At 44.6% G+C, this 23342-nt stretch carries 34 protein-coding genes; all 34 read left to right on the plus strand.

The window, feature by feature from the left end; all coding sequences use genetic code 11:
* Nucleotides 1–65: 65 nt before the first annotated feature.
* The 34 genes from rpoC (at nucleotide 66) to rpmJ (ending at nucleotide 23329) form a co-directional block, all read left to right on the plus strand.
* Nucleotides 66–3677, plus strand: coding sequence for a DNA-directed RNA polymerase subunit beta' (rpoC, locus tag NSQ29_RS30160; protein WP_042192182.1), 3612 nt, complete (start codon nucleotides 66–68; stop codon nucleotides 3675–3677).
* A gap of 173 nt (nucleotides 3678–3850) precedes the next feature.
* Nucleotides 3851–4108 carry a ribosomal L7Ae/L30e/S12e/Gadd45 family protein gene (locus NSQ29_RS30165; protein WP_445739182.1) on the plus strand — a complete coding sequence of 86 codons (258 nt, stop codon included), beginning with the start codon at nucleotides 3851–3853 and terminating at the stop codon, nucleotides 4106–4108.
* A gap of 133 nt (nucleotides 4109–4241) precedes the next feature.
* Complete coding sequence (gene rpsL, locus NSQ29_RS30170) at nucleotides 4242–4661, plus strand: 30S ribosomal protein S12 (protein WP_036680518.1); 420 nt, start codon at nucleotides 4242–4244, stop codon at nucleotides 4659–4661.
* A gap of 44 nt (nucleotides 4662–4705) precedes the next feature.
* Entirely contained in the window at nucleotides 4706–5176 is a 471-nt protein-coding gene (gene rpsG, locus NSQ29_RS30175) for a 30S ribosomal protein S7 (RefSeq protein ID WP_036680520.1), read from the plus strand.
* A gap of 47 nt (nucleotides 5177–5223) precedes the next feature.
* Complete coding sequence (gene fusA / locus NSQ29_RS30180) at nucleotides 5224–7302, plus strand: elongation factor G (RefSeq protein ID WP_042192180.1); 2079 nt, start codon at nucleotides 5224–5226, stop codon at nucleotides 7300–7302.
* Between the two features lie 109 nt (nucleotides 7303–7411).
* Nucleotides 7412–8602 carry an elongation factor Tu gene (tuf, locus tag NSQ29_RS30185; RefSeq protein WP_042192178.1) on the plus strand — a complete coding sequence of 397 codons (1191 nt, stop codon included), beginning with the start codon at nucleotides 7412–7414 and terminating at the stop codon, nucleotides 8600–8602.
* 283 nt (nucleotides 8603–8885) lie between these two features.
* Nucleotides 8886–10211: a globin-coupled sensor protein gene (locus NSQ29_RS30190; protein WP_341126707.1), complete on the plus strand. Its 1326-nt coding sequence runs from the start codon at nucleotides 8886–8888 to the stop codon at nucleotides 10209–10211.
* A gap of 226 nt (nucleotides 10212–10437) precedes the next feature.
* Nucleotides 10438–10746 (plus strand): 30S ribosomal protein S10, encoded by a 309-nt coding sequence (gene rpsJ / locus NSQ29_RS30195; RefSeq protein ID WP_017692074.1) that lies wholly within the window; start codon nucleotides 10438–10440, stop codon nucleotides 10744–10746.
* A gap of 42 nt (nucleotides 10747–10788) precedes the next feature.
* Nucleotides 10789–11412 (plus strand): 50S ribosomal protein L3, encoded by a 624-nt coding sequence (gene rplC, locus NSQ29_RS30200; protein ID WP_076286852.1) that lies wholly within the window; start codon nucleotides 10789–10791, stop codon nucleotides 11410–11412.
* Nucleotides 11413–11437: 25 nt separating this feature from the next.
* Nucleotides 11438–12061 (plus strand): 50S ribosomal protein L4, encoded by a 624-nt coding sequence (gene rplD / locus NSQ29_RS30205; protein ID WP_042192174.1) that lies wholly within the window; start codon nucleotides 11438–11440, stop codon nucleotides 12059–12061.
* Nucleotides 12061–12354 carry a 50S ribosomal protein L23 gene (gene rplW, locus NSQ29_RS30210; protein WP_036680537.1) on the plus strand — a complete coding sequence of 98 codons (294 nt, stop codon included), beginning with the start codon at nucleotides 12061–12063 and terminating at the stop codon, nucleotides 12352–12354. Before rplD ends, rplW begins: the two co-directional genes overlap by 1 nt.
* Before the next feature lie 27 nt (nucleotides 12355–12381).
* Complete coding sequence (gene rplB, locus NSQ29_RS30215; RefSeq protein WP_042192171.1) at nucleotides 12382–13212, plus strand: 50S ribosomal protein L2; 831 nt, start codon at nucleotides 12382–12384, stop codon at nucleotides 13210–13212.
* Nucleotides 13213–13288: 76 nt separating this feature from the next.
* A complete protein-coding gene (gene rpsS, locus NSQ29_RS30220; RefSeq protein WP_036652940.1) occupies nucleotides 13289–13567 on the plus strand; it encodes a 30S ribosomal protein S19 in 279 nt (92 codons plus the stop codon).
* A 33-nt stretch (nucleotides 13568–13600) separates the two neighbouring features.
* The gene (gene rplV / locus NSQ29_RS30225; protein ID WP_036680546.1) at nucleotides 13601–13933 is read left to right on the plus strand and encodes a 50S ribosomal protein L22; all 333 of its coding nucleotides are present in this window, start codon (nucleotides 13601–13603) and stop codon (nucleotides 13931–13933) included.
* A 13-nt stretch (nucleotides 13934–13946) separates the two neighbouring features.
* Nucleotides 13947–14612 (plus strand): 30S ribosomal protein S3, encoded by a 666-nt coding sequence (gene rpsC, locus NSQ29_RS30230; protein ID WP_042192169.1) that lies wholly within the window; start codon nucleotides 13947–13949, stop codon nucleotides 14610–14612.
* Between the two features lie 2 nt (nucleotides 14613–14614).
* Nucleotides 14615–15049, plus strand: coding sequence for a 50S ribosomal protein L16 (gene rplP, locus NSQ29_RS30235; protein ID WP_042131224.1), 435 nt, complete (start codon nucleotides 14615–14617; stop codon nucleotides 15047–15049).
* Entirely contained in the window at nucleotides 15039–15236 is a 198-nt protein-coding gene (rpmC, locus tag NSQ29_RS30240) for a 50S ribosomal protein L29 (RefSeq protein ID WP_019908232.1), read from the plus strand. Before rplP ends, rpmC begins: the two co-directional genes overlap by 11 nt.
* A gap of 43 nt (nucleotides 15237–15279) precedes the next feature.
* A complete protein-coding gene (gene rpsQ, locus NSQ29_RS30245) occupies nucleotides 15280–15546 on the plus strand; it encodes a 30S ribosomal protein S17 (protein WP_042131223.1) in 267 nt (88 codons plus the stop codon).
* 38 nt (nucleotides 15547–15584) lie between these two features.
* Nucleotides 15585–15953, plus strand: coding sequence for a 50S ribosomal protein L14 (gene rplN, locus NSQ29_RS30250; protein WP_036680556.1), 369 nt, complete (start codon nucleotides 15585–15587; stop codon nucleotides 15951–15953).
* A gap of 49 nt (nucleotides 15954–16002) precedes the next feature.
* Nucleotides 16003–16356 carry a 50S ribosomal protein L24 gene (gene rplX / locus NSQ29_RS30255; protein WP_076286851.1) on the plus strand — a complete coding sequence of 118 codons (354 nt, stop codon included), beginning with the start codon at nucleotides 16003–16005 and terminating at the stop codon, nucleotides 16354–16356.
* A gap of 31 nt (nucleotides 16357–16387) precedes the next feature.
* Entirely contained in the window at nucleotides 16388–16930 is a 543-nt protein-coding gene (gene rplE, locus NSQ29_RS30260) for a 50S ribosomal protein L5 (protein ID WP_042131222.1), read from the plus strand.
* A gap of 49 nt (nucleotides 16931–16979) precedes the next feature.
* A complete protein-coding gene (locus NSQ29_RS30265; protein ID WP_013312154.1) occupies nucleotides 16980–17165 on the plus strand; it encodes a type Z 30S ribosomal protein S14 in 186 nt (61 codons plus the stop codon).
* 32 nt (nucleotides 17166–17197) lie between these two features.
* On the plus strand, nucleotides 17198–17596 hold the full coding sequence (gene rpsH / locus NSQ29_RS30270; RefSeq protein ID WP_036680560.1) for a 30S ribosomal protein S8: 399 nt from the start codon (nucleotides 17198–17200) through the stop codon (nucleotides 17594–17596).
* A gap of 30 nt (nucleotides 17597–17626) precedes the next feature.
* The gene (rplF, locus tag NSQ29_RS30275; RefSeq protein WP_042192166.1) at nucleotides 17627–18169 is read left to right on the plus strand and encodes a 50S ribosomal protein L6; all 543 of its coding nucleotides are present in this window, start codon (nucleotides 17627–17629) and stop codon (nucleotides 18167–18169) included.
* Between the two features lie 84 nt (nucleotides 18170–18253).
* Nucleotides 18254–18622, plus strand: a complete 369-nt coding sequence (gene rplR / locus NSQ29_RS30280) for a 50S ribosomal protein L18 (protein ID WP_042131220.1) — start codon at nucleotides 18254–18256, stop codon at nucleotides 18620–18622.
* A 27-nt stretch (nucleotides 18623–18649) separates the two neighbouring features.
* Nucleotides 18650–19147: a 30S ribosomal protein S5 gene (gene rpsE / locus NSQ29_RS30285; RefSeq protein ID WP_036652980.1), complete on the plus strand. Its 498-nt coding sequence runs from the start codon at nucleotides 18650–18652 to the stop codon at nucleotides 19145–19147.
* A 14-nt stretch (nucleotides 19148–19161) separates the two neighbouring features.
* Nucleotides 19162–19347, plus strand: a complete 186-nt coding sequence (gene rpmD, locus NSQ29_RS30290) for a 50S ribosomal protein L30 (protein ID WP_036680567.1) — start codon at nucleotides 19162–19164, stop codon at nucleotides 19345–19347.
* Nucleotides 19348–19387: 40 nt separating this feature from the next.
* A complete protein-coding gene (gene rplO, locus NSQ29_RS30295; protein ID WP_036680569.1) occupies nucleotides 19388–19828 on the plus strand; it encodes a 50S ribosomal protein L15 in 441 nt (146 codons plus the stop codon).
* Nucleotides 19828–21126, plus strand: a complete 1299-nt coding sequence (secY, locus tag NSQ29_RS30300) for a preprotein translocase subunit SecY (protein WP_042131218.1) — start codon at nucleotides 19828–19830, stop codon at nucleotides 21124–21126. Before rplO ends, secY begins: the two co-directional genes overlap by 1 nt.
* Before the next feature lie 96 nt (nucleotides 21127–21222).
* Complete coding sequence (locus NSQ29_RS30305; RefSeq protein ID WP_042131217.1) at nucleotides 21223–21867, plus strand: adenylate kinase; 645 nt, start codon at nucleotides 21223–21225, stop codon at nucleotides 21865–21867.
* 4 nt (nucleotides 21868–21871) lie between these two features.
* Entirely contained in the window at nucleotides 21872–22624 is a 753-nt protein-coding gene (map, locus tag NSQ29_RS30310) for a type I methionyl aminopeptidase (protein ID WP_042192159.1), read from the plus strand.
* Between the two features lie 11 nt (nucleotides 22625–22635).
* Nucleotides 22636–22944 carry a KOW domain-containing RNA-binding protein gene (locus tag NSQ29_RS30315; protein ID WP_042192158.1) on the plus strand — a complete coding sequence of 103 codons (309 nt, stop codon included), beginning with the start codon at nucleotides 22636–22638 and terminating at the stop codon, nucleotides 22942–22944.
* A gap of 2 nt (nucleotides 22945–22946) precedes the next feature.
* Nucleotides 22947–23162, plus strand: a complete 216-nt coding sequence (infA, locus tag NSQ29_RS30320; protein WP_036652996.1) for a translation initiation factor IF-1 — start codon at nucleotides 22947–22949, stop codon at nucleotides 23160–23162.
* A gap of 53 nt (nucleotides 23163–23215) precedes the next feature.
* On the plus strand, nucleotides 23216–23329 hold the full coding sequence (gene rpmJ / locus NSQ29_RS30325) for a 50S ribosomal protein L36 (protein WP_003322638.1): 114 nt from the start codon (nucleotides 23216–23218) through the stop codon (nucleotides 23327–23329).
* Nucleotides 23330–23342: the final 13 nt, after the last annotated feature.

The following is a 23342-nucleotide window of genomic DNA, read 5'->3' on the forward strand; positions in this document are numbered from 1 at the left end:
TGATGTAACAGTCAGAGGAGGGCAAAGCGGTACTAAATCAGGATTAGGTTAAGGAGGGTTGCTCCTTGTTGGACGTTAACAATTTTGAATTTATGAAAATCGGACTCGCTTCTCCGGAGAAGATTCGTTCATGGTCCCGCGGAGAAGTTAAGAAACCGGAAACCATTAACTATCGTACATTGAAACCGGAAAAAGAGGGTCTTTTCTGTGAGCGTATCTTTGGACCGCAAAAAGACTGGGAATGTCATTGCGGTAAATACAAACGTGTCCGTTATAAGGGCGTAGTCTGCGACCGTTGTGGCGTTGAAGTTACTCGTGCTAAAGTTCGTCGTGAACGTATGGGTCACATTGAATTGGCTGCTCCGGTATCTCATATCTGGTACTTCAAAGGTATCCCAAGCCGTATGGGTTTGGCACTAGATATGTCTCCAAGATCACTTGAAGAGATTATCTACTTCGCTTCGTATGTTGTAACTGACCCAGGTGAAACACCACTGGAAAAGAAACAACTTCTATCCGAGAAAGAATATCGTAGCTACCGTGAAAAATACGGTTACGGATTCCAAGCGGGCATGGGTGCTGAAGCTGTTAAGAAGCTTCTTCAAGACATCGACATCGAAAAAGAGCTGGAATTCCTCAAAGAAGAACTGCGTACGGCCCAAGGCCAACGTCGTAACCGGGCGATCAAACGTCTGGAAGTCATTGAAGCATTCCGTAACTCAGGCAACAAACCTGATTGGATGATCATGGATGTTCTTCCGGTTATTCCTCCGGAGCTTCGTCCGATGGTTCAATTGGATGGTGGCCGTTTTGCTACGTCTGATTTGAACGATCTTTATCGTCGTGTTATTAACCGGAACAACCGTCTGAAAAGACTGTTGGATCTTGGTGCGCCTGACATTATCGTGCAGAACGAGAAACGGATGCTACAGGAAGCTGTCGATGCTCTCATCGATAACGGCCGTAGAGGACGTCCGGTAACGGGTCCTGGTAACCGTCCATTGAAATCTCTCAGCCACATGCTGAAAGGTAAACAAGGACGTTTCCGTCAGAACTTGCTCGGTAAACGGGTTGACTACTCTGGTCGTTCCGTTATCGTTGTAGGACCGTACCTCAAGATGTATCAGTGCGGACTCCCTAAGAAAATGGCGCTAGAATTGTTCAAGCCTTTTGTCATGAAGGAATTGGTTAATAAGGGCCTAGCCCACAACATAAAGAGCGCAAAACGTAAAGTTGAGCGTGTAAGTCCTGAAGTGTGGGATGTACTTGAAGAAGTAATCAGAGAGCACCCAGTACTTCTAAACCGCGCACCAACACTTCACCGTCTCGGTATCCAAGCTTTTGAACCGATTTTGGTGGAAGGTCATGCTATTCGTCTTCACCCACTCGTATGTACGGCTTATAACGCCGACTTTGACGGTGACCAAATGGCGGTGCACGTTCCTCTGTCAGCAGAAGCTCAAGCGGAAGCACGTATTCTCATGCTTGCATCCGGTAATATCTTGAACCCTAAAGACGGAAAACCGGTTGTAACACCTTCCCAGGATATGGTCCTTGGTACTTTCTACCTGACCATGGACAACAAGGAAGAAAAAGGATCAGGTATGATTCTGCGTACCGTAAATGAAGCTGTATCAGCTTACCAACGCGGAACTGCAGGTCTTCATGCTCGTGTAGCTATTCCAGTTAAAGCACTAGGTAAGACTTGCTTTACGGAAAAACAACAAGGTGCAATGTTGATTACTACGATCGGTAAGATTATCTTTAATGAAATTTACCCAAGTAGTTTCCCTTATATCAATGAAGCGACTAAGACTAACTTGCTGCATGGCACGCCAGAGAAATACTTTATCTATGAAAAGGGCGCAGATATTCGCGAGCTGATTGAATCCGCTCCTGAAGCCAGCGCTGTAGGTAAAGAATACCTGGGTCTGATTATCGCACGTTGTTTTGAAACTTATCATACAACCAAAACCTCTATGATTTTGGATAAAATTAAACAACTCGGCTTTACTTACTCCACACGTTCCGGTGTTACCGTTGCTGTGTCGGATGTTATCGTGCCTGAGGAGAAAGTTACGATCCTGAAAGAGTCCGAAGCTAAGGTAGATGTGGTTGCTAACCAATATCGCCGTGGTCTGATCACTAATGACGAACGGTACGACCGCGTTATTGAGATCTGGTCGAAGACGAAGGATGATCTTACGAACATCCTGCTTAAATCGATGGACCGTTTCAACTCAATCATGCTCATGGTTGACTCCAAAGCGCGGGGTAACAAATCGCAGATCACTCAGCTGGGTGGTATGCGTGGTCTGATGGCAACACCTTCGGGTCGGATTTTCGAATTGCCAATTAAAGCGAACTTCCGTGAAGGTCTTACGGTCTTGGAGTACTTTATCTCCACTCACGGAGCGCGTAAAGGTCTTGCCGATACCGCACTTCGTACTGCTGACTCCGGTTACTTGACTCGTCGTCTCGTTGACGTAGCTCAGGACGTTATCGTCCGTGAGGAAGATTGTGGAACGGATAAAGGATTTACAGTTAGTCGTATTCAGGATGGTAAAGAGGTTATTGAGGATCTGTATGACCGTATTGAAGGTCGTTACTGCTTCGAGACTGTTCGTCATCCGGAAACAGGCGAAATCATTGTTCACCGCAACGATTTGATTGACTCCGATAAAGCGGAAGCAATCGTAGACGCTGGTGTAACTAAGCTACAAATCCGCTCTGTACTAAGCTGCCGTGCTCGTCATGGTGTTTGTAAGAAATGTTACGGTCGTAACTTGGCAACTGGTAAACACGTTGAGATCGGTGAAGCGGTTGGTATTATCGCTGCACAATCTATCGGTGAACCAGGAACCCAGCTTACAATGCGTACGTTCCATACCGGCGGTGTTGCCGGTGATGACATCACGCAAGGTTTGCCGCGTATTCAAGAGTTGTTTGAAGCCCGTAACCCTAAAGGTCAGGCTACAATCAGTGAGATCGATGGTGTAATCAAGGAAATCCGTGAAACTAAGGATCGTCGTGAAATCGAGGTTCAAGGTGAAGCAGAATCCAAGACTTATTCCATTACTTATGGATCACGTCTACGTGTCAGCGAAGGCCAAGAAATTGAAGCCGGCGATGAGTTGACAGACGGTTCGATTGACCCTAAAGAAATGCTGCGAATCAAAGGGATCCGTGGGGTACAAAACTACATTCTGCAAGAAGTTCAGCGTGTATATCGTAACCAGGGCGTTGAGATCAATGATAAGCACATTGAAGTTATGATCAAACAAATGCTTCGGAAGATCCGTATCATTGATGCAGGTGACACAAGTCTGTTACCAGGCGCGTTTGCGGATATTCATGAATATGAAGCTGCTAATAAGGAAGCCATCTTGTCAGGTAAAGAGCCTGCAGTTGCTAAACCGGTCTTACTCGGTATTACCAAGGCATCTCTTGAGACAGATTCCTTCTTATCCGCTGCATCTTTCCAAGAAACTACTCGTGTCTTAACAGACGCTGCTATCAAAGGCAAAGTAGATAAGTTGCTTGGACTCAAAGAAAATGTTATTATCGGTAAGTTGATTCCTGCAGGTACTGGTATGAATCGTTACCGTAATGTTAAGCTAAGTGATCCAAATGCAGAAAGCGCGCTTGAATCTTTAGAGCCGGTTCCTGCTGAATAAATTAGCAAACATGGTAGTGAACTCGTGTCATACCTAATCATAGGTGTGACACGAATATCTGCTGTGTATAATATTCATAAAAATTATTGCTGAATTTCTTGACACCATCTATTGATAATGCTAAAATGTCTAAGGTGCGTGAGTAGCCATGTTATCCTTGTTCATTGGAGGTAATGATTGTGACTGATGATAGAGGACTACAGGATGCTCAGGTCAAGATCGGTACCAAACAAACCGTCAAGGCGGTAGAGTTGGGCCAAGCTGCAGAAGTCTATGTGGCAGAGGACGGAGATCAAAGGCTTACTTCCAGGATAGTTATGCTTTGTAACAAACAAGGTGTTAAGATCACATACGTGGATACGATGCTGAATTTGGGCAAGGCCTGCGGAATAGAAGTTGGCGCTGCGATGGCAGCCGTCTTAAAACAATAGCTACGGAAATGTTTTTGTACTGGGGTGAACTCCAGCGGCAAGAACTTTTCATTTGTCTTTTTATGAACCGCCTGGGTCTGTGGGCTTAGAGTTCTTAAATCGGCTATCATTTCAGGAAGGGGGTGGCAACAACATGCCAACAATTAACCAATTGGTTCGTAAAGGCCGTCAAGCCAAAATCGAAAAATCTAAATCTCCCGCTCTTCAAAAAGGGTATAACGCCCTCAAGCGTGAGGCTACAAATTTGAGCGCTCCGCAAAAACGCGGTGTGTGCACTCGTGTTGGTACTATGACTCCACGTAAACCAAACTCAGCGCTTCGTAAATATGCCCGTGTTCGTTTGACGAACCGTCTCGAGGTAACAGCTTATATCCCGGGTATCGGACATAACTTACAAGAGCACAGTGTTGTATTACTTCGCGGAGGTAAAGTAAAGGACCTTGCAGGGGTTCGTTACCATATCGTTCGTGGTGCATTGGATACAGCAGGTGTAGCTAACCGGATGCAAGCTCGTTCTAAATACGGTGCTAAACGTCCTAAAGCTAAGAAATAAGAAAAAATTCTAGAATAATAAACATTTAAGAAAGGGGGATATCCATGCCACGCAAAGGTCCAGTTACTAAGAGAGACGTATTGCCAGATCCGTTGTATAATAGCAAGTTGGTTACTCGTTTGATTAACCGCATTATGCTGGGTGGTAAAAGAGGTGTCGCTCAAAGCATTCTGTACAATTCATTCAAATTGATTGAAGAACGTACGGGTAAAGATCCGATGGAAGTTTTCGAAGCTGCCATCAAGAATATCATGCCGGTTTTGGAAGTCAAAGCTCGTCGTGTCGGTGGTGCTAACTATCAAGTACCTATCGAGGTTAAACCAGAGAGACGTACTGCTCTGGGATTACGTTGGCTCGTAAACTACTCTCGCAACCGCGGTGAGAAGACGATGGAAGAGCGTTTGGCGGCTGAGATCATCGACGCTTCCAACAACACAGGCGCTTCTGTTAAGAAACGCGAAGATACACACAAAATGGCTGAAGCAAACAAAGCGTTCGCTCACTACCGTTGGTAGGATTAAGGTCATTCAAATAACTTATATTTTGAAGGGAGATCCATTTCATGGCTAGAGAGTTCTCCTTAAAAAATACACGTAATATCGGGATCATGGCGCATATTGATGCTGGTAAAACAACTACCACAGAGCGGATTCTTTTCTATACAGGCCGTACGCACAAAATCGGTGAAGTTCACGAGGGTGCTGCTACAATGGACTGGATGGAGCAAGAACAAGAGCGCGGAATCACGATTACGTCCGCTGCTACGACTGCTGCGTGGAAAGGTCACCGCATCAATATCATTGATACCCCAGGACACGTTGACTTCACTGTTGAAGTTGAACGTTCCCTGCGTGTATTGGATGGGGCAGTAGGTGTATTTAGTGCAAAAGAGGGCGTTGAGCCTCAGTCTGAAACCGTATGGAGACAGGCTGACCGTTATAACGTTCCACGTATTGCATATGTGAACAAAATGGACATTATCGGTGCGGATTTCCTTAACGTAATCGAAACTATGCGTGATCGCCTTCAAGCCAATGCAGTTGCTATTCAATTGCCAATTGGTGCAGAAAGTGATTTCACTGGTATTATCGACCTTGTTGAGCAAAAAGCACACATGTTCAGAGATGATCTAGGCCAAAACATCGAAGTAACGGATATTCCGGAAGAATATTTGGCCAAAGTTGAGGAGCTGCGTCTCGAGTTGATCGAGAAAGTTGCTGAACTTGATGAAGATCTGACTATGAAGTACCTGGAAGGCGAAGAAATTACAGTTCCGGAAATTAAAGCTGCACTGCGCAAAGGCGTAGTTGAAGTTAAATTGTTCCCTGTAATTGTTGGATCCTCCTACCGTAACAAAGGGATTCAGCTTATGCTGGATGCTGTTGTTGATTACTTGCCATCTCCTCTTGACGTTCCAGCTATCACTGGACATCTTGATGATGGAACTGAAGCAGTTCGTCATTCTTCGGATGAAGAACCGTTTGCAGCTTTGGCATTTAAAATCATGACTGACCCTTATGTAGGTAAACTTACGTTCTTCCGTGTATACTCTGGTATTCTAGAGTCCGGATCTTACGTAGTTAATGCTACTAAGAACAAGCGTGAACGTATTGGTCGTATCCTTCAAATGCATGCTAACAGCCGTCAAGAGATTTCCATCGTGTATTCTGGCGACATCGCTGCAGCAGTTGGTTTGAAAGACACCAGTACAGGTGATACACTGTGTGATGAGAAGCATCCAGTAATTCTGGAATCAATGAACTTCCCTGATCCAGTTATCGAAATCGCTGTTGAACCAAAAACAAAAGCTGACCAAGATAAATTGGGCGTTGCTCTCGGTAAGTTGACTGAAGAGGATCCAACTCTTCGTGCTCATACTGATGAAGAAACAGGCCAAACTATCCTGGCTGGTATGGGTGAACTTCACTTGGACATCATCATCGACCGTATGCGTCGTGAGTTCAAAGTAGAAACCAATGTGGGTAAACCACAGGTTGCTTACCGCGAAACGTTCAAGGCACCTGCTCGCGTCGAAGGTAAATTTGTACGCCAATCTGGTGGTCGTGGTCAATACGGTCACGTGTGGGTTGAATTTGAACCCCTCGAGCCAGGTACTGGTAGCAAATTCGAAAGTAAAGTTGTCGGTGGCTCGGTTCCTAGAGAGTACATCGCTCCTGCACTTGCGGGTATCGAAGAACAAATGAAAAACGGCGTACTTGCAGGCTTCCCGCTTGTAGACGTTAAAGCTACCATCGTTGATGGTTCTTACCATGATGTCGATTCCAACGAAATGGCATTTAAAATTGCCGGCTCGATGGCGCTTAAAGCAGCTAAAGACAAGTGTAAACCTGTCCTGCTTGAGCCAATCATGAAAGTAGAAGTAACTGTTCCTGAGGAATATATGGGTGATGTTATGGGTATGCTGAACTCCCGCCGTGGCCGTATCGAAGGTATGGATTCCCGTGGTGGAGCGCAAATTATCCGTGCTAAGGTGCCTCTTTCCGAAATGTTCGGATACTCTACAACTCTTCGTTCTGGTACTCAAGGACGTGGCGTATTCTCAATGGAGCTTTCTCACTATGAAGAAGTTCCTAAATCCATTGCGGAAGAGATCGCTGCTAAGAACAAAGGCGGAGAATAATTACTAGTTTTAACTTGCCGTCCGAGTATAATTACTCAGTCATCTAAGATAAACATATATGCGGGCGGCTCAAATATAAGGAACCCCACATTAAGGAGGAACTGTTCAAATGGCAAAGGCAAAGTTTGAACGTAACAAACCGCACGTTAACATCGGTACTATTGGTCACGTCGACCATGGTAAAACGACTCTGACTGCTGCAATCACTACTGTATTGTCCAAAACTTACGGTGGCGCAGCTATCGCATTCGATCAAATCGACAAAGCTCCTGAAGAGCGCGAACGTGGTATCACAATCTCCACTTCCCACGTTGAATATGAAACTCCTAACCGTCACTACGCTCACGTAGACTGCCCTGGTCACGCCGACTATGTTAAAAACATGATCACTGGCGCAGCGCAAATGGACGGAGCTATCCTGGTTGTATCCGCAGCTGATGGTCCTATGCCACAAACTCGCGAGCACATCCTGTTGTCCCGTCAAGTAGGTGTTCCATACATCGTTGTTTTCTTGAACAAATGCGACATGGTTGAAGACGAAGAGTTGTTGGAATTGGTTGAAATGGAAGTTCGTGACTTGCTGAGCGAGTATGACTTCCCAGGCGACGACACTCCAATCATTCGTGGTTCTGCTCGTGAAGCTCTTCAAAACCCAGAAGGCGAATATGCTAAGAAGATTGTTGAAATGTTCGAAACAATCGACGAGTACATTCCACTTCCAGAGCGTCAAACTGACAAACCATTCTTGATGCCTGTCGAAGATGTATTCTCCATCACTGGCCGCGGTACTGTGGCAACTGGTCGCGTAGAACGCGGAACAGTTAAAGTCGGAGAAGAAATCGAAATCGTTGGTATTCACGAAGAAACTAAGAAATCCGTAGTTACGGGCGTAGAAATGTTCCGTAAATTGCTGGATTCCGCTCAAGCGGGCGACAACATCGGAGCTTTGCTTCGTGGTGTAGACCGTACTATGATCGAGCGTGGCCAAGTATTGGCTAAACCGAACTCTGTTAAACCACACACTGAGTTCACTGCTCAAATCTACGTTTTGACTAAAGAAGAAGGAGGACGTCACAAACCATTCTTCACTGGTTACCGTCCACAGTTCTACTTCCGTACAACTGACGTAACTGGCATTATCAACTTGCCAGAAGGTACTGAAATGGTTATGCCTGGTGACAACATCACTGTAACTGTTGCTTTGATCTCCCCTATCGCTATTGAAGAAGGTACTAAATTCTCCATTCGCGAAGGTGGACGTACAGTTGGAGCAGGTAGCGTAGCTTCCATCCAAAAATAAATTCGTTTCTATCTGCGGGTAGACTCTGAATCATAGTGCCCCGGATTCTTCTTGCGGAGAATCCGGGGCTTTTTGTTATTTTATAGGATAAACCATTCTAAATTCGACAATATACGATAAAATAAGTATGAAATTTCGAATAATTCTACAAAATTCAACAAAATTCAACGATAAATTATTTACAATTTTAATAATCATAGAGTAAAATGAAAGGAAGGTAATATTGTAAAAAAATAGTAATTGAGGGGAGAGTGATAACATGGGAAAATGTCCTTTTTCATTCATGCATGCTATAACATCACGTAATAATAACGAGGATTCTCACACCCCTAATTTGATAGAACATAAACACCAGACTAAGCGTACTGAAGATTTTTTTCATACTCTTGAGGGTTATGACGAACTCAATGAGCAAATGAGAATGATTGATCTATCTGAATCAGATTTGAACTTATTACGTAGGGTGAAGCCTAGCGTTGAAAAAAATATAGACTATATCATTGATCAATTTTATAATTCGGTATTAGGTGTGGATAAACTCGAAGCCATTATATTGGAGCATAGTAGTATCGAGAGGTTGAAAACAACACTCCGCGAGCATATCATTGAAATTTTTGATGGCAAAGTTGATGAAGAATACATAGCAAAGCGAATGAAGATTGCTAATATTCATAAAAGAGTAGGACTTGAGCCTAAATGGTACTTATCTGCTTTTCAAAATCTTCAGAACGTTTTTATACAAGTTATCTATAATGAGACACATGATGACAATACGCGTCTACATGTAGTTAAGACCGTAACTAAGCTGCTTAACCTTGAACAACAACTTGTCCTAGAGGAATACGAGAAGGAGAACGTCAAAGAGAAGGAACAGCAATACCTTTTGGTTAAAAATGAATTAAAGCAGAAAATTGCTGAATTCAGCAGCGAATTAATAGATTTTAGTATCGATACAAATGCCGCTGTGAAGCAGCTAGTAGCCAGTAGCAATGAAGTGAGTAGAACATTCCAACGTACAGCTACATCCGCTGTAGAGTCGCAGGGGTTGGCTACAGATGGACATGAGCATTTGGATAGCTTAACAGGACAGATTAATCTTATTTATCAAAGTACTAGTGAAATGGAACATTCAGTCTACGAATTAAGCAATTCCTCTAAACAAATTCAAAAAATCGTAAACTCAGTTAAAGATATTGCAGATCAAACTAAAATTCTTTCACTTAATGCAACGATAGAAGCCGCTAGAGCCGGAGTGCATGGTAGAGGGTTTAGTGTAGTTGCTCAAGAAGTTAGTCGGTTGGCAGAGGATACGAAGAATACTGTAATTCAGATCGTAGAGCTGACTTATAAATCGGGAAGTCTCACACAACAGGTCGTTGAGGAGATACGTAAGGTACAAGAGCTAACCAAAAGTGGGAGATATCAATCCGTTGAGACTAGTCTTTTGTTTTCCGAAATTGTAGAGGCGATGAGGAGTAGCACACAAGAGATTGTTATAGTAGAAGAAGAAATAAAAACATTGATTCAGACAATAGAGGGAATTGGGTCAGCAACAGCACAGACTGCGGAGTCAGCTGAGATTTTTAAGTCTGCCACTGCGAATCTTTAACCTATATAATAGTAATAAAGCAACGCATGAAAAAAATATGCGTTGTTTTGTTATTTTAGCTTGCAATACTGCTGCCTATTATATATAATAATAAATGTTGTTCTGAGACGTTGCGATGATGTGAGAGGTTACTGACACACCCGGCCCCTTTGCCATGAGGTCGACGTCAGAAAATTTTCACGGAGTATGTCCGATAATAAATTGGGCGATAGAAGGAGGGACTAAAATGGCAAAGCAAAAAATTCGTATTCGCTTGAAAGCATACGACCACAGAATTCTTGATCAATCCGCAGAGAAAATCGTTGAAACTGCAAAACGTTCGGGTGCTGGTGTATCTGGACCGATTCCGTTGCCAACTGAGAAGCAAATCATTACTATTCTCCGTGCGGTACACAAGTACAAGGATTCCCGTGAACAGTTTGAACAACGGACTCACAAACGTTTGATCGATATTGTGAACCCAACACCACAAACTGTGGATGCCTTGATGCGCTTGGATCTACCGTCCGGTGTAGATATCGAAATCAAATTGTAATTCTATTTTTAGCAACTTAGGAAAAGAAAAGAGGTGTCAACATTGAAAGGTATCTTAGGAAAAAAACTCGGTATGACTCAAGTGTTTACTCCAGAAGGTAACGTAATTCCTGTTACTGTTATCGAAGCAGGCCCTTGTGTAGTACTGCAAAAGAAAGACCTGAATATCGACGGATATGAAGCAGTGCAATTGGGCTTTTCTGATAAAAAAGAAAGTCGCTCCAATAAGCCTGAACAAGGTCACGCCAAAAAGGCAAATGCAACACCTAAGCGCTACGTTCGTGAAATTCGCGGTGTTGACCTCGGGTCTCTCGAGGTTGGACAAGAACTGAAGGCTGATATTTTTGCTGAGGGCGAATTTGTTGACGTAACTGGCACATCTAAAGGTAAAGGTTTCCAAGGTAATATCAAACGTTGGGGACAAAGCCGCGGACCAATGGCACACGGATCGCGTTACCACAGAAGACCGGGTTCCATGGGTTCTATCCAAGCTAACCGTGTTCCGAAGGGCAAACGCCTCCCAGGACATATGGGTCACACGACTATCACGGTTCAAAAGCTTGAAATCATCAAGGTTGACGTTGAACGTAACGTGTTGCTGGTTAAAGGCGCTATCCCAGGTCCTAAAAACAGCTTCGTGAAAGTTAAACAAACCGTTAAGAAATAATTACCTAAGAAAGGAGGAACATGAAATGCCAAAAGTAACACTTTTTAATATTAGTGGCAACGAAGTTGGTGAAGTAGAACTGAGCGATACAGTATTCGGTATTGAACCGAATGAGCACGTTCTACACGAAGCTGCGCTTATGCAAAGAGCTTCCCTTCGTCGTGGTACACACAAAGTAAAAGGACGTTCTGAAGTTCGTGGCGGTGGACGTAAGCCTTGGAAACAAAAAGGTACAGGTCGCGCTCGTCAAGGATCCATTCGTTCTCCACAATGGAAAGGCGGCGGCGTTGTCTTCGGACCAACACCACGTAGCTATTCCTGGAAATTGCCTAAGAAGGTTCGTCGTTTGGCGATCAAATCCGCTTTGTCCTCGAAAGTACTCGAGAATGACATTATCGTATTGGATAGCTTGACAATGAATGCTCCGAAGACGAAAGAATTCGCAGCAATCTTGAACAACCTGAAAGTGGAACGCAAAGCTTTGATCGTAGCTACTAGCTATGATGATAACGTAGCACTTTCCGCTCGTAACATCCCTGGGGTGAAATTCGTAGCGGCTGACGGCATTAATGTTCTTGACGTACTGACGTACGACAAACTGATCATCACTAAAGAAGCAGTTCTGAAGGTAGAGGAGGTGTTCGCGTAATGAAAGATCCTCGTGATATTATCAAACGTCCGGTGATTACGGAACGTACTTCCGACTACATGAGCGAAATGAAATACGCTTTTGAAGTGGATATCCGTGCTAACAAAACCGAAATCAAAAAAGCTGTCGAGGCTATTTTCAAAGTAAAAGTAACTAATGTGAACACAATGCGCGTGCCTGGCAAACTGAAACGTTATGGTAAATATTCTGGTTACACTCCAGAGTGGAAAAAAGCCATCGTTAAGCTTAGCCCGGACAGCAAACCGCTTGAATTTTTTGAAGCGGTAGAATAATACTCTTAAAGTAAGGAGGAAACTATAGTGCCAATCAAAAAGTACAAACCGACCTCTCCGGCAAGACGCCATATGTCTGTGTCTACGTTTGAAGAAATCACAACAAACCAGCCAGAGAAATCGTTGCTTTCTCCGCTGTTCAAACATGCGGGACGCAACAACCAAGGTAAAATTACGGTTCGTCACCATGGCGGCGGACACAAACGTAAATACCGTATTATCGACTTCAAACGGACTAAAGACGGCATACCAGGTAGCGTTGCTACAATCGAGTATGACCCGAACCGTACATCTAATATTGCTTTGATCCACTATGCTGATGGAGAGAAACGTTATATCATCGCTCCTAAAGGCCTAAAAGTTGGAGATAAAGTAGAGTCCGGCCCAACAGCCGACATCAAAATTGGTAACAGTCTTGCACTGGAGAACATCCCAGTGGGTACAGTTATCCACAACATTGAGTTGAAACCAGGTAAAGGCGGACAATTGGTTCGTGCTGCTGGTACAGAAGCTCAATTGCTTGGTAAAGAAGAAAAGTACTGTTCCGTTCGTTTGTCATCCGGTGAGGTTCGTAAGATCCTTAGCGTATGCCGTGCAACTATCGGTTCCGTAGGTAACGAAGATCATGAATTGATCAAAATCGGTAAAGCTGGACGTAGTCGCTGGCTGGGCCGTCGCCCTGAAGTACGCGGTGTAGTAATGAACCCGAACGATCACCCACACGGTGGTGGTGAAGGCCGCGCTCCAATCGGACGTAAATCGCCTATGTCTCCATGGGGTAAACCAACCCTTGGTTACAAAACGCGTAAGAAAAACAAGGCATCTGATAAATATATCGTTCGCCGCCGCACAAAATAAGACGCTTCTGGCAAGTTAATAAAGCGCGAAGCGTCGATTCGCGGTTTGAAGAACCGGATGAAGGGAGGATTCACACATGGGTCGCAGTTTAAAGAAGGGGCCGTTTATCGATGGCTACCTGCTTAAAAAAGTTGAGGAACTGAACGAGGCTGAAAAAAAGGTTGTAGTTAAAACTTGGTCCCGTCGCTCAACCATTTTCCCTCAGTTTATCGGACATACGTTTGGTGTATATGACGGCCGTAAACACGTGCCTGTATACGTAACAGAAGATATGGTAGGTCACAAGTTGGGCGAGTTCGCGCCAACACGTACTTACAAAGGCCACGCGGGTGACGATAAGAAAACAAGAAGATAATAATAAGGTCTCTGTTTGAAAGGAGGTTAAACAATGGAAGCAAAAGCACATGCAAGATCGGTGCGGATTTCCGCTCGTAAAGCGAAACTGGTTGTTGACTTGATTCGTGGTAAGCAAGTGGGGGAAGCAATTGCTATTCTTCGCCACACTCCGAAATCCGCTTCTCCGGTCGTTGAGAAGTTGCTTAATTCGGCAATTGCGAATGCTGAGCATAACTATTCTTTGGACGTGAACAGTTTGTTCGTTAGCGAGGTTTTCGTTAACCAAGGACCTACTATGAAACGTTTCCGTCCGCGCGCCATGGGCCGCGCAAGTCGGATCAATAAACGCACGAGCCACATTACACTGGTGGTATCTGAGAAATAAGGAGGGATAACACGTGGGTCAAAAGGTAAATCCAATCGGACTCCGGATCGGGATCATTCGCGATTGGGAATCTAAATGGTATGCAGGAAAAGATTTCGGTACTCTTCTGATGGAAGACGTCAAAATCCGGGAATACCTTAAAGGTAAGTTGAAGGATTCCGCTGTTTCCCATATCGAGATCGAAAGAGCGGCTAACCGCGTGAACGTTACAATTCACACTGCTAAACCAGGTATGGTTATTGGTAAGGGCGGAGCAGAAGTAGAAGTACTTCGCAGCGCAGTTACAGCAATCGCTGGTGGCAAAAAAGTACACATCAACATCAATGAAATCAAGCACCCTGAATTGGATGCAATTCTTGTAGCTGAGAGCATTGCTCAACAATTGGAACGTCGTGTATCGTTCCGTCGTGCACTCAAACAAGCGATTCAAAGAACAATGCGTTCTGGCGCAAAAGGGATTAAAACTCAAGTAGGCGGACGTCTTGGCGGAGCTGAGATTGCTCGTTCAGAAGGTTATAGCGAAGGAACAGTTCCACTTCATACGCTTCGTGCCGATATCGATTACGGAACGGCTGAAGCACATACAACTTACGGTCTTATCGGCGTAAAAGTATGGATCTACCGTGGAGAAGTTCTTCCCCCAGCTAAGAAACAAGCTGCTCAGGAAGGAGGCAACTAATCATGTTGGTACCAAAACGCGTAAAACACCGCAAGCAACAACGCGGACACATGAAGGGTATGGCAAAGGGTGGTACTGAATTGAACTTCGGCGAATTCGGCCTGGTTGCAATGGAACCATCTTGGATCACTAACCGTCAGATCGAAGCTGCTCGTATCGCAATGACACGTTATATCAAACGTGGCGGTCAAGTTTGGATCAAGATTTTCCCAGATAAGCCTATTACTCAAAAGCCTCTCGAGGTTCGTATGGGTAGTGGTAAAGGTAACGTTGAGAAATGGGTAGCCGTAGTTAAACCGGGCAAGATTATGTTCGAACTCGGAGGCGTGTCGGAAGAAATCGCTCGTGAAGCGATGCGTCTTGCCGCTCACAAGCTGCCTGTTAAGACTAAGTTTGTGAAACGTGAAGAATTGGGTGGTGAAGCAAATGAAAGCTAATGAACTTCGCAACTTAACCACTGCTGAGATTGAACAAAAGATCGCTGGATTCAAAGAGGAACTTTTTAATCTCCGTTTCCAATTGGCAACTGGCCAACTGGACAACCCGACTCGGATTCGTGACGTGCGTAAGGAAATAGCTCGTGCTAAAACCGTAATCCATCAAAGAGTGCTTGGGATTAGTTAAGTGAGACGGATCTCAGATCCGTATTCAGGAAGGAGGCTAACTAATGAGCGAAGAACGTAATGCACGTAAAGTGCTAATCGGTAAAGTGGTCAGTGATAAAATGGATAAAACCATCGTAGTCGCTGTTGAAACCTATAAGAAGCATAACTTGTACCACAAACGCATCAAGTCTACGAAGAAATTCAAAGCACATGATGAGGAAAACGTTGCGAAAATTGGCGATACCGTAAAAGTCATGGAAACTCGTCCGTTGTCCAAGGACAAACGTTGGAGACTAGTTGAAGTGGTTGAAAAAGCGGTTATCATCTAAGATAATCAAAAGAGTTTTTCCGGAAGGAGGAAATTATAATGATTCAACCATTTACACGCTTGCATGTGGCTGACAACTCTGGTGCGAAGGAACTGATGTGTATCCGCGTACTGGGTGGTACTGGACGCCGTACAGCAGCAATCGGTGATTTGATCGTTTGTTCCGTTAAACAAGCAACACCAGGCGGCGTTGTCAAAAAAGGTGATGTTGTTAGAGCGGTAGTTGTTCGTACGAAACGTTCCGTTCGTCGTAAAGATGGATCTTACATCGCATTCGACGAAAATGCAGCTGTTGTTGTTAAAGACGACAGAAGCCCTCGTGGAACACGTATCTTTGGACCAGTTGCTCGCGAACTTCGCGATAAAGACTACATGAAGATCGTTTCCTTGGCACCGGAAGTAATCTAATAAACACGAGCACCAATAAGTTGAAGGTTAGTTATAGGAGGTGTAATAAATGCCTAGAGTGAAAAAAGTTCTGGAATCCCATAACAATAAACTGCACGTGAAGAAAGATGATGTGGTGCTTGTGATTAGTGGTAAAGACAAAGGCAAAAAAGGCCGTGTCATCGCTGCTTATCCTCGTGAAAACCGCGTTCTGGTAGAAGGCGTCAATATGGTGAAAAAACACCAAAAGCCGAACCAGCTGAATCCACAGGGTGGAATTATTGAGCAGGAAGCTTCGATTCATGTGTCCAACGTAATGCACATCGATCCGAAGTCCGGCAAAGTAACACGTATCGGTTACAAAGTATTGGACAACGGTAAAAAAGTTCGGATTGCTAAAAGATCCGGAGAGATTATCGACTAATCTAGCCCTTAAGAAAGGAGGTTAAATCTTCATGGCAGCAAGAATGAAAGAACGTTATCTCAACGAAATAACACCTGCTTTGATGCAGAAGTTTAACTATACAACTGTTATGCAAGTGCCTAAGATCGAGAAGGTTGTCATCAACATGGGTGTGGGTGACGCTGTTCAAAACTCCAAAGTACTTGATGCTGCAGTTAATGACATGCAGTTGATCGCTGGTCAAAAACCAGTAATCACTAAAGCTAAAAAATCCATCGCTGGTTTCAAACTACGCGAAAATATGCCGATTGGGGTTAAAGTAACACTGCGCGGCGAGCGTATGTATTACTTCTTGGACAAATTGTTCAACGTAACGCTTCCACGCGTACGTGACTTCCGTGGTGTTTCCACTAAAGCCTTTGACGGCCGTGGTAACTACACACTTGGTCTTAAAGAACAATTGATCTTCCCCGAGATCGAATATGACAAAGTGGATAAAGTCCGCGGTATGGACATCGTTATTGTAACGACTGCTAAGACGGACGAGGAATCCCGCGAGCTGCTGGGTCAGCTGGGAATGCCTTTCGCAAAATAAAGTCGGTTAATCCATTTTCTCCGAAAATGTTTAGGAGGTGTCAGGCTAAGTGGCAAAAACTTCGATGAAAGTTAAACAACAACGTACGCCTAAGTTTAAAGTACGTGCATATACACGTTGCGAACGTTGTGGTCGTCCACATTCGGTACTGCAAAAGTTCAAAATTTGCAGAATTTGTTTCCGTGAATTAGCTTATAAAGGCCAGATCCCTGGCGTGAAAAAAGCAAGTTGGTAAGAAGTTTATAAACGGGAAGGAGGTTTACACACATGACTATGTCTGATCCTATTGCAGATATGCTTACTCGTATTCGTAACGCTAACATTGTGCGTCACGAAACGGTAGAAATGCCTGCTTCTACTATGAAGAAACAAATCGCTGACATTTTGAAGCGTGAAGGTTTCATCCGCGATGCGGAATTCGTTGAAGATAGCAAACAAGGGATTATCCGTATCTTCTTGAAATACGGCCCTAACCAAGAGCGTGTTATTTCTGGTTTGAAAAGAATCAGTAAACCAGGCCTTCGCGTATACACGAAGAGCAATGAAGTGCCTCGTGTACTCGGTGGTCTAGGAATCGCGATTATCTCCACATCTAAGGGAGTTATGACCGACAAAGAAGCTCGTCAATCAAAATCTGGCGGAGAAGTTGTCTGCTACATTTGGTAATAAACGTCACAAGATAAGGAGGTGCAACACATGTCTCGTATTGGTCGTAAACCAATCGCAGTACCTAGCGGTGTAGATGTCACTTTGGACAACGCCGTTATTACAGTAAAAGGTCCAAAAGGTTCTTTGACTCGTGAGCTTCATAAAGACATGAAGGTTACAGTTGAAAATAACGAAATTACCGTTGTTCGTCCGTCGGATAACAAATTGCATCGTTCACTTCACGGCACAACCCGCTCCGTTGTCAACAACATGGTAGCAGGCGTGACTGAAGGTTTCTCGAAATCTCTGGAATTGGTTGGGGTCGGATATCGTGCAAGCAAATCCGGAGATAAAGTCGTTCTGAACGTTGGTTACTCCCACCCGGTTGAAATTACACCGGAAGCAGGTATTGAGTTTGAAGTTCCTGCGAACACGAAGATCATCGTTAAAGGTATCGATAAAGAACGCGTTGGCGCATATGCTGCTAAAATTCGTTCCGTTCGTGAGCCAGAACCGTATAAAGGTAAAGGTATCAAATATGAAGGCGAGCGTATCATCCGCAAAGAAGGTAAAGCTGGTAAGAAGAAATAACCAGTTTGAACTTAATTGTAAGATACCCCGTGCATCTTAAAGTGAAGCTGTTTACGGCAAACTGAAGGGAGTGAAAGGGAAGTCATGATTACAAAAGAAGATAAAAACAAGGCTCGTCTCAAAAGACACCTGCGTGTTCGTAAGAAGATCCAGGGAACTACTGAGCGTCCACGTTTGAACGTATTCCGTTCTTCAAAACACATCTACGCTCAACTGATCGATGATGTTAAAGGGGTTACTATCGTATCCGCTTCTACACTTGATAAAGAACTGAGCGCTAACATCGGTAATGGCGGCAGCGTTGAAGCTGCAGCGAAAGTTGGCCAATTGGTCGCTGAGCGTGCTAAAGAAAAAGGCTATGCAGTGGTCGTATTCGACCGCGGAGGTTACTTGTACCATGGACGAATTCAAGCATTGGCTGACGCAGCTCGTGAAGCTGGTCTTGAATTCTAGAATAATTCTTAAAAGGAGGTTAACGACTTGCGTGTAGATCCGAACAGTTTAGAACTGACAGAAAGAGTTGTACACATTAACCGTGTAGCAAAAGTTGTAAAAGGCGGACGCCGTTTCAGCTTTAGTGCACTCGTTGTTGTGGGCGATGGCAATGGCTACGTCGGTGCTGGTATCGGTAAAGCCGGCGAAGTTCCGGATGCCATCCGTAAAGGCATTGAAGACGCCAAGAAAAACCTGATTCACATTCCAATCGTAGGAACTTCGATTCCCCATCTCGTTACTGGCCACTTCGGCGCAGGACGCGTGTTGCTGAAACCAGCATCAGAGGGTACTGGCGTTATCGCTGGCGGTCCAGTTCGTGCGGTATTGGAATTGGCAGGCGTTGGCGACATTTTGACAAAATCACTGGGTTCTTCGAATTCCATGAACATGGTCAATGCAACTTTGGAGGGACTTTCCCGTCTGAAACGCATTGAAGAGGTCGCGAAACTTCGCGGCAAATCTGTCGAAGAATTGCGCGGTTAAGGAGGGGAACGTCAATGGCAAAATTGCAAATTACCCTCGTACGTAGTGTAATCGGACGTCCAGAAACACAACGTGTTACTGTTAAGACGCTCGGCCTACGTAAACTCAACACGACAGTGGTTCACAATGACAGTCCTGCAATTCGCGGAATGATCAACAAAGTGAGTCACTTGCTATCTGTAACTGAAATTGAAGGCTAATCGCCTCGTATAAATTAACAAACATAAGGAGGTGCAAACGATGAAGTTACATGAACTTGCTCCAGCTCCTGGTTCCCGCAAAGAACGCAATCGCGTTGGTCGTGGACCAAGTAGCGGAAATGGTAAAACTTCCGGTCGCGGTCACAAAGGTCAAAACTCACGTTCTGGCGGTGGTGTTCGTCCGGGCTTCGAGGGTGGACAAAATCCGCTCTATCGTCGTCTGCCTAAACGTGGTTTCGTCAATCCTACCCGTAAAGAGTATGCGATTGTGAACCTTGAAGATCTGAATAGCTTTGCAGAAGGAACAGAAGTGACTCCGCAGTTGTTGCTTGAAACTGGTGTTGTCAAGAATTCCAAAAGCGGCATTAAGATTCTCGGCAATGGTGAGTTAACCGTTAAATTGACTGTACAAGCAAATAAGTTCTCTCAATCTGCGGTAGAGAAAATCGAGGCTGCCGGCGGTAAAACCGAGGTGATCTAATGTTCAAGACGCTTAAGAATATCTGGCATGTGGAAGATTTGCGCAAAAAGATCCTGTTTACCTTGTTCATTCTGATTATCTACCGTATCGGTTCGTTTGTACCGGTTCCTGGTGTGAACAAAGATGTACTGGAAACAGCAAATCAAAGCGGTGACGCTTTGATGGGACTTTTGAACACCTTCTCGGGCGGAGCGCTCAAAAACTTCTCGATATTTGCGATAAGTATTTATCCGTACATTACAGCATCCATCATCGTGCAATTGCTGTCGATGGATGTTGTTCCTAAGTTTGCTGAATGGGCTAAACAAGGGGAGCACGGTAAAAAACAACTAGCGCAAATCACTCGTTATGGTACTGTGATTTTGGCCCTGATCCAAGGTTTTGCTACGTCGATAGGGTTTAACCGGATTTATGGAACTCAAATGATGCCGAATGCGACATTTGCTGACTACTTACTGGTTGCCATTATCTTGACGGCTGGTACTTCTTTCCTGATGTGGCTTGGTGAACAGATTACCGAAAAGGGAATCGGGAACGGGATTTCGATCCTGATTTTTGCGGGAATCGTCGCCGCCATCCCGGGATATATCACGAGTACGGCTAACTCAAGCTTTATTCAGCCGGATCAAGTGTTCCTGAATATTCTTAAAGTCGTTATTGTGCTGATTGTGATTGTAGCGATTATTACAGCAGTTATCTTCGTACAGCAAGGTATTCGGAAGATTCCTGTTCAATACGCTAAACGCGTAGTCGGCAACAAAATGTACGGTGGACAGAATACGCACATTCCGCTGAAAATTAATGCGGCTGGTGTAATTCCGGTTATCTTCGCCGTATCACTGCTTCAGTTCCCAGTTGTTCTCTCCAGTTTCTGGTCAACACATGCCTGGGCTCAATGGATTGCCAAGTATTTGGCAACTGATGCACCACTTGGTATGCTTCTGTATGTAGTGATGATCATCGGGTTCACGTTCTTCTATACGTTCGTGCAGATGAATCCTCAGCAGATGGCTGATAACATGAAGAAGAATGGTGGTTACATTCCAGGTATCCGTCCTGGTAAAGCTACTGAGAAATATTTGACTAGAGTAATGTCTCGTCTGACTATGTCCGGCGCATTGTTCCTGGCTTTGATCTCTGTATTGCCGATGTTCTTCGGTGCTTTATCTGGATTGCCTAAAGAAGTTCGAATTGGTGGTACTTCACTACTAATCGTAATCGGTGTGGCATTGGATACTATGAAGCAGATCGAGAGCCAATTGATCAAACGCCATTACAAAGGCTTCATCAATAAATAGGCGATAGGTTCCGGTGAAGCGTAATTTTTTATTCTTCCCGGCACCTATTGTGCTGTTTCTTGCTTGGTGGCGAACTTTTGGGGGGAGAGAGAAATCGTGAACATTTTATTCATGGGCCCTCCTGGGGCAGGCAAGGGAACACAAGCGGCTGAGATCATAAAAGAGTTTGGCATTCCGCATATTTCGACAGGAGATGCTTTCCGTTTGGCAATCAAACAAGAGACTCCAGTAGGATTGAAGGCTAAATCATTTATTGATCAAGGTTTGCTTGTACCAGATGATGTGACCATTGGTATAGTTGAAGAACGGCTGCAGCAGTCCGATTGCGAAAAAGGATTTCTATTGGATGGTTTTCCAAGAACTCTTTCGCAAGCGGAAGCGCTGGATGAAATTCTAAGCCGTTTGAATACTTCTTTGGATCATGTCATCAACTTGAATGTTGACCGTGGACTGTTGATGGCGCGTCTTACTGGACGTCGTATCTGCACAGTTTGCGGAGCATCCTACCATTTAATCTTCAACCCGCCGAAGCAAGATGGCATTTGCGACATTGATGGCGGTGAATTGTATCAACGTCCGGATGACAACGAAGAAAGTGTAGGCAAGCGTCTGGATGAGTATGATAATAAGACAGCGCCGCTGCTTGCGTTTTATGATAATAAAGGTCTTTTGCGTCAGGTAAATGGGGAAAACGAAATCAATGTCGTTTCTTCTGAAATCGTATCTTTATTGCGGGGTTAATGTAATGATCATTTGTAAATCCGAACAGGAACTTGCCTTTATGAGGGAAGCTGGTCGAATTGTTGCCGAGAGTCACCGTCTTATTGCTGAGGCCATTGAGCCTGGCATTACAACGGGCGATCTCGACAGAATCGCCGATCAATACATTCGCAGTCAAGGTGCTGTGCCGTCTTTCAAAGGCTACAACGGTTTTCCTGCCAGCATTTGCGCTTCAGTCAACGAACAATTAGTGCATGGATTTCCAGGTAAACGCAAACTGATCGAAGGCGATATTGTAACGCTGGATATCGGTGCAGAGTACCGCGGTTATCACGGTGATTCCGCCTGGACCTACGGTGTGGGCAGCATTTCCGAAGAGGCTCAGCGTTTGCTGGACGTTACGGAAGGCTCCTTGTACGCGGGACTGGCGTTAGTTAAGCCGGATGTGCGCTTGTTTACAATCTCCCATGCTATCCAGCAATACATCGAAGAGGCTGGTTTCTCAGTCGTACGTGAGTATGTTGGTCATGGTATTGGGGCAAAACTGCATGAAGAACCGCAAATTCCGAATTATGGCATAGCGGACCGCGGACCACGTCTGAAACCGGGTATGGTACTCGCGATTGAGCCGATGGTAAACGTAGGAAAGAGACATGTCAGAACGCTGGAAGATAACTGGACTGTCGTTACGGTGGATGGCTCCCTATGTGCTCACTTTGAGCATACAGTAGCAGTTACTCCGGACGGCATGGAAATTTTCACAAAACTGAATGCGTAGGTGATCTCCACTTGAATACTGTGAGCAGCCCGCAGGTTGGTCAATTAGTGAGAATTCTCAAAGGCAAAGATGCCGGAGAGGCAGCCGTTGTTATCGCAGTTGTTGATAGCAGATTTGTATACATTGCAGATGGAGACAAACGTAAGTTTGATGGGCCAAAGAAGAAGAATATTCTTCATCTTGAGCTCATACCCTTCATCAGCAGTGAGGTTGTGAACAGTTTGGAAGAAACTGGGCGGGTAACAAACGGAAAGCTGCGTTACGCAGTCATGAAGTATGCTGGCCCAACCGGAATAAGTGCTTATGAGAAAGGAGACTAACTGTGGCTAAGGAAGATGTCATTGAAGTAGAAGGTACTGTCCTTGAACCGTTGCCAAATGCAACGTTTAAGGTTGAGCTTGAGAACGGTCATCAAATACTTGCCCATGTATCCGGTAAATTGCGGATGCACTTTATCCGTATTTTGACCGGAGACAAAGTGGTCGTGCAGTTATCGCCTTATGATTTATCAAAAGGTCGTATAACTTACCGTAAATAGATGGGAACTACGAAAAAAGTTTTGCTTCGCAAAACTTTGAGGAGGTAATTAACATGAAGGTAAGACCTTCTGTAAAGCCCATTTGCGAGAAATGTAAAGTAATCCGCCGCAAAGGGACTGTTATGGTGATTTGCGAAAATCCGAAACACAAACAAAAACAAGGTTAAGAAGGGGGTGTAG

This window comes from Paenibacillus sp. FSL F4-0236 (genome assembly GCF_038000135.1).
GTDB lineage: Bacteria > Bacillota > Bacilli > Paenibacillales > Paenibacillaceae > Paenibacillus_AQ.

What these genes read in the sequence shown, in the direction of transcription:
- rpsH (WP_036680560.1), top strand. Translation starts at nt 17,198, where the DNA reads ATGACTATGTCTGATCCTATTGCAGATATGCTTACTCGTATTCGTAAC.
- rplX (WP_076286851.1), top strand. Translation starts at nt 16,003, where the DNA reads ATGCCTAGAGTGAAAAAAGTTCTGGAATCCCATAACAATAAACTGCAC.
- NSQ29_RS30190 (WP_341126707.1), top strand. Translation starts at nt 8,886, where the DNA reads ATGCATGCTATAACATCACGTAATAATAACGAGGATTCTCACACCCCT.
- NSQ29_RS30165 (WP_445739182.1), top strand. Translation starts at nt 3,851, where the DNA reads ATGATTGTGACTGATGATAGAGGACTACAGGATGCTCAGGTCAAGATC.
- rplF (WP_042192166.1), top strand. Translation starts at nt 17,627, where the DNA reads ATGTCTCGTATTGGTCGTAAACCAATCGCAGTACCTAGCGGTGTAGAT.
- rpsJ (WP_017692074.1), top strand. Translation starts at nt 10,438, where the DNA reads ATGGCAAAGCAAAAAATTCGTATTCGCTTGAAAGCATACGACCACAGA.
- rplO (WP_036680569.1), top strand. Translation starts at nt 19,388, where the DNA reads ATGAAGTTACATGAACTTGCTCCAGCTCCTGGTTCCCGCAAAGAACGC.
- rplV (WP_036680546.1), top strand. Translation starts at nt 13,601, where the DNA reads ATGGAAGCAAAAGCACATGCAAGATCGGTGCGGATTTCCGCTCGTAAA.
- rpmC (WP_019908232.1), top strand. Translation starts at nt 15,039, where the DNA reads ATGAAAGCTAATGAACTTCGCAACTTAACCACTGCTGAGATTGAACAA.
- rplN (WP_036680556.1), top strand. Translation starts at nt 15,585, where the DNA reads ATGATTCAACCATTTACACGCTTGCATGTGGCTGACAACTCTGGTGCG.
- map (WP_042192159.1), top strand. Translation starts at nt 21,872, where the DNA reads ATGATCATTTGTAAATCCGAACAGGAACTTGCCTTTATGAGGGAAGCT.
- rpmD (WP_036680567.1), top strand. Translation starts at nt 19,162, where the DNA reads ATGGCAAAATTGCAAATTACCCTCGTACGTAGTGTAATCGGACGTCCA.
- rplE (WP_042131222.1), top strand. Translation starts at nt 16,388, where the DNA reads ATGGCAGCAAGAATGAAAGAACGTTATCTCAACGAAATAACACCTGCT.
- secY (WP_042131218.1), top strand. Translation starts at nt 19,828, where the DNA reads ATGTTCAAGACGCTTAAGAATATCTGGCATGTGGAAGATTTGCGCAAA.
- rplD (WP_042192174.1), top strand. Translation starts at nt 11,438, where the DNA reads ATGCCAAAAGTAACACTTTTTAATATTAGTGGCAACGAAGTTGGTGAA.
- rplW (WP_036680537.1), top strand. Translation starts at nt 12,061, where the DNA reads ATGAAAGATCCTCGTGATATTATCAAACGTCCGGTGATTACGGAACGT.
- rpmJ (WP_003322638.1), top strand. Translation starts at nt 23,216, where the DNA reads ATGAAGGTAAGACCTTCTGTAAAGCCCATTTGCGAGAAATGTAAAGTA.
- rpsS (WP_036652940.1), top strand. Translation starts at nt 13,289, where the DNA reads ATGGGTCGCAGTTTAAAGAAGGGGCCGTTTATCGATGGCTACCTGCTT.
- rplP (WP_042131224.1), top strand. Translation starts at nt 14,615, where the DNA reads ATGTTGGTACCAAAACGCGTAAAACACCGCAAGCAACAACGCGGACAC.
- rpsG (WP_036680520.1), top strand. Translation starts at nt 4,706, where the DNA reads ATGCCACGCAAAGGTCCAGTTACTAAGAGAGACGTATTGCCAGATCCG.
- tuf (WP_042192178.1), top strand. Translation starts at nt 7,412, where the DNA reads ATGGCAAAGGCAAAGTTTGAACGTAACAAACCGCACGTTAACATCGGT.
- fusA (WP_042192180.1), top strand. Translation starts at nt 5,224, where the DNA reads ATGGCTAGAGAGTTCTCCTTAAAAAATACACGTAATATCGGGATCATG.
- rplR (WP_042131220.1), top strand. Translation starts at nt 18,254, where the DNA reads ATGATTACAAAAGAAGATAAAAACAAGGCTCGTCTCAAAAGACACCTG.
- rpsL (WP_036680518.1), top strand. Translation starts at nt 4,242, where the DNA reads ATGCCAACAATTAACCAATTGGTTCGTAAAGGCCGTCAAGCCAAAATC.
- rpsQ (WP_042131223.1), top strand. Translation starts at nt 15,280, where the DNA reads ATGAGCGAAGAACGTAATGCACGTAAAGTGCTAATCGGTAAAGTGGTC.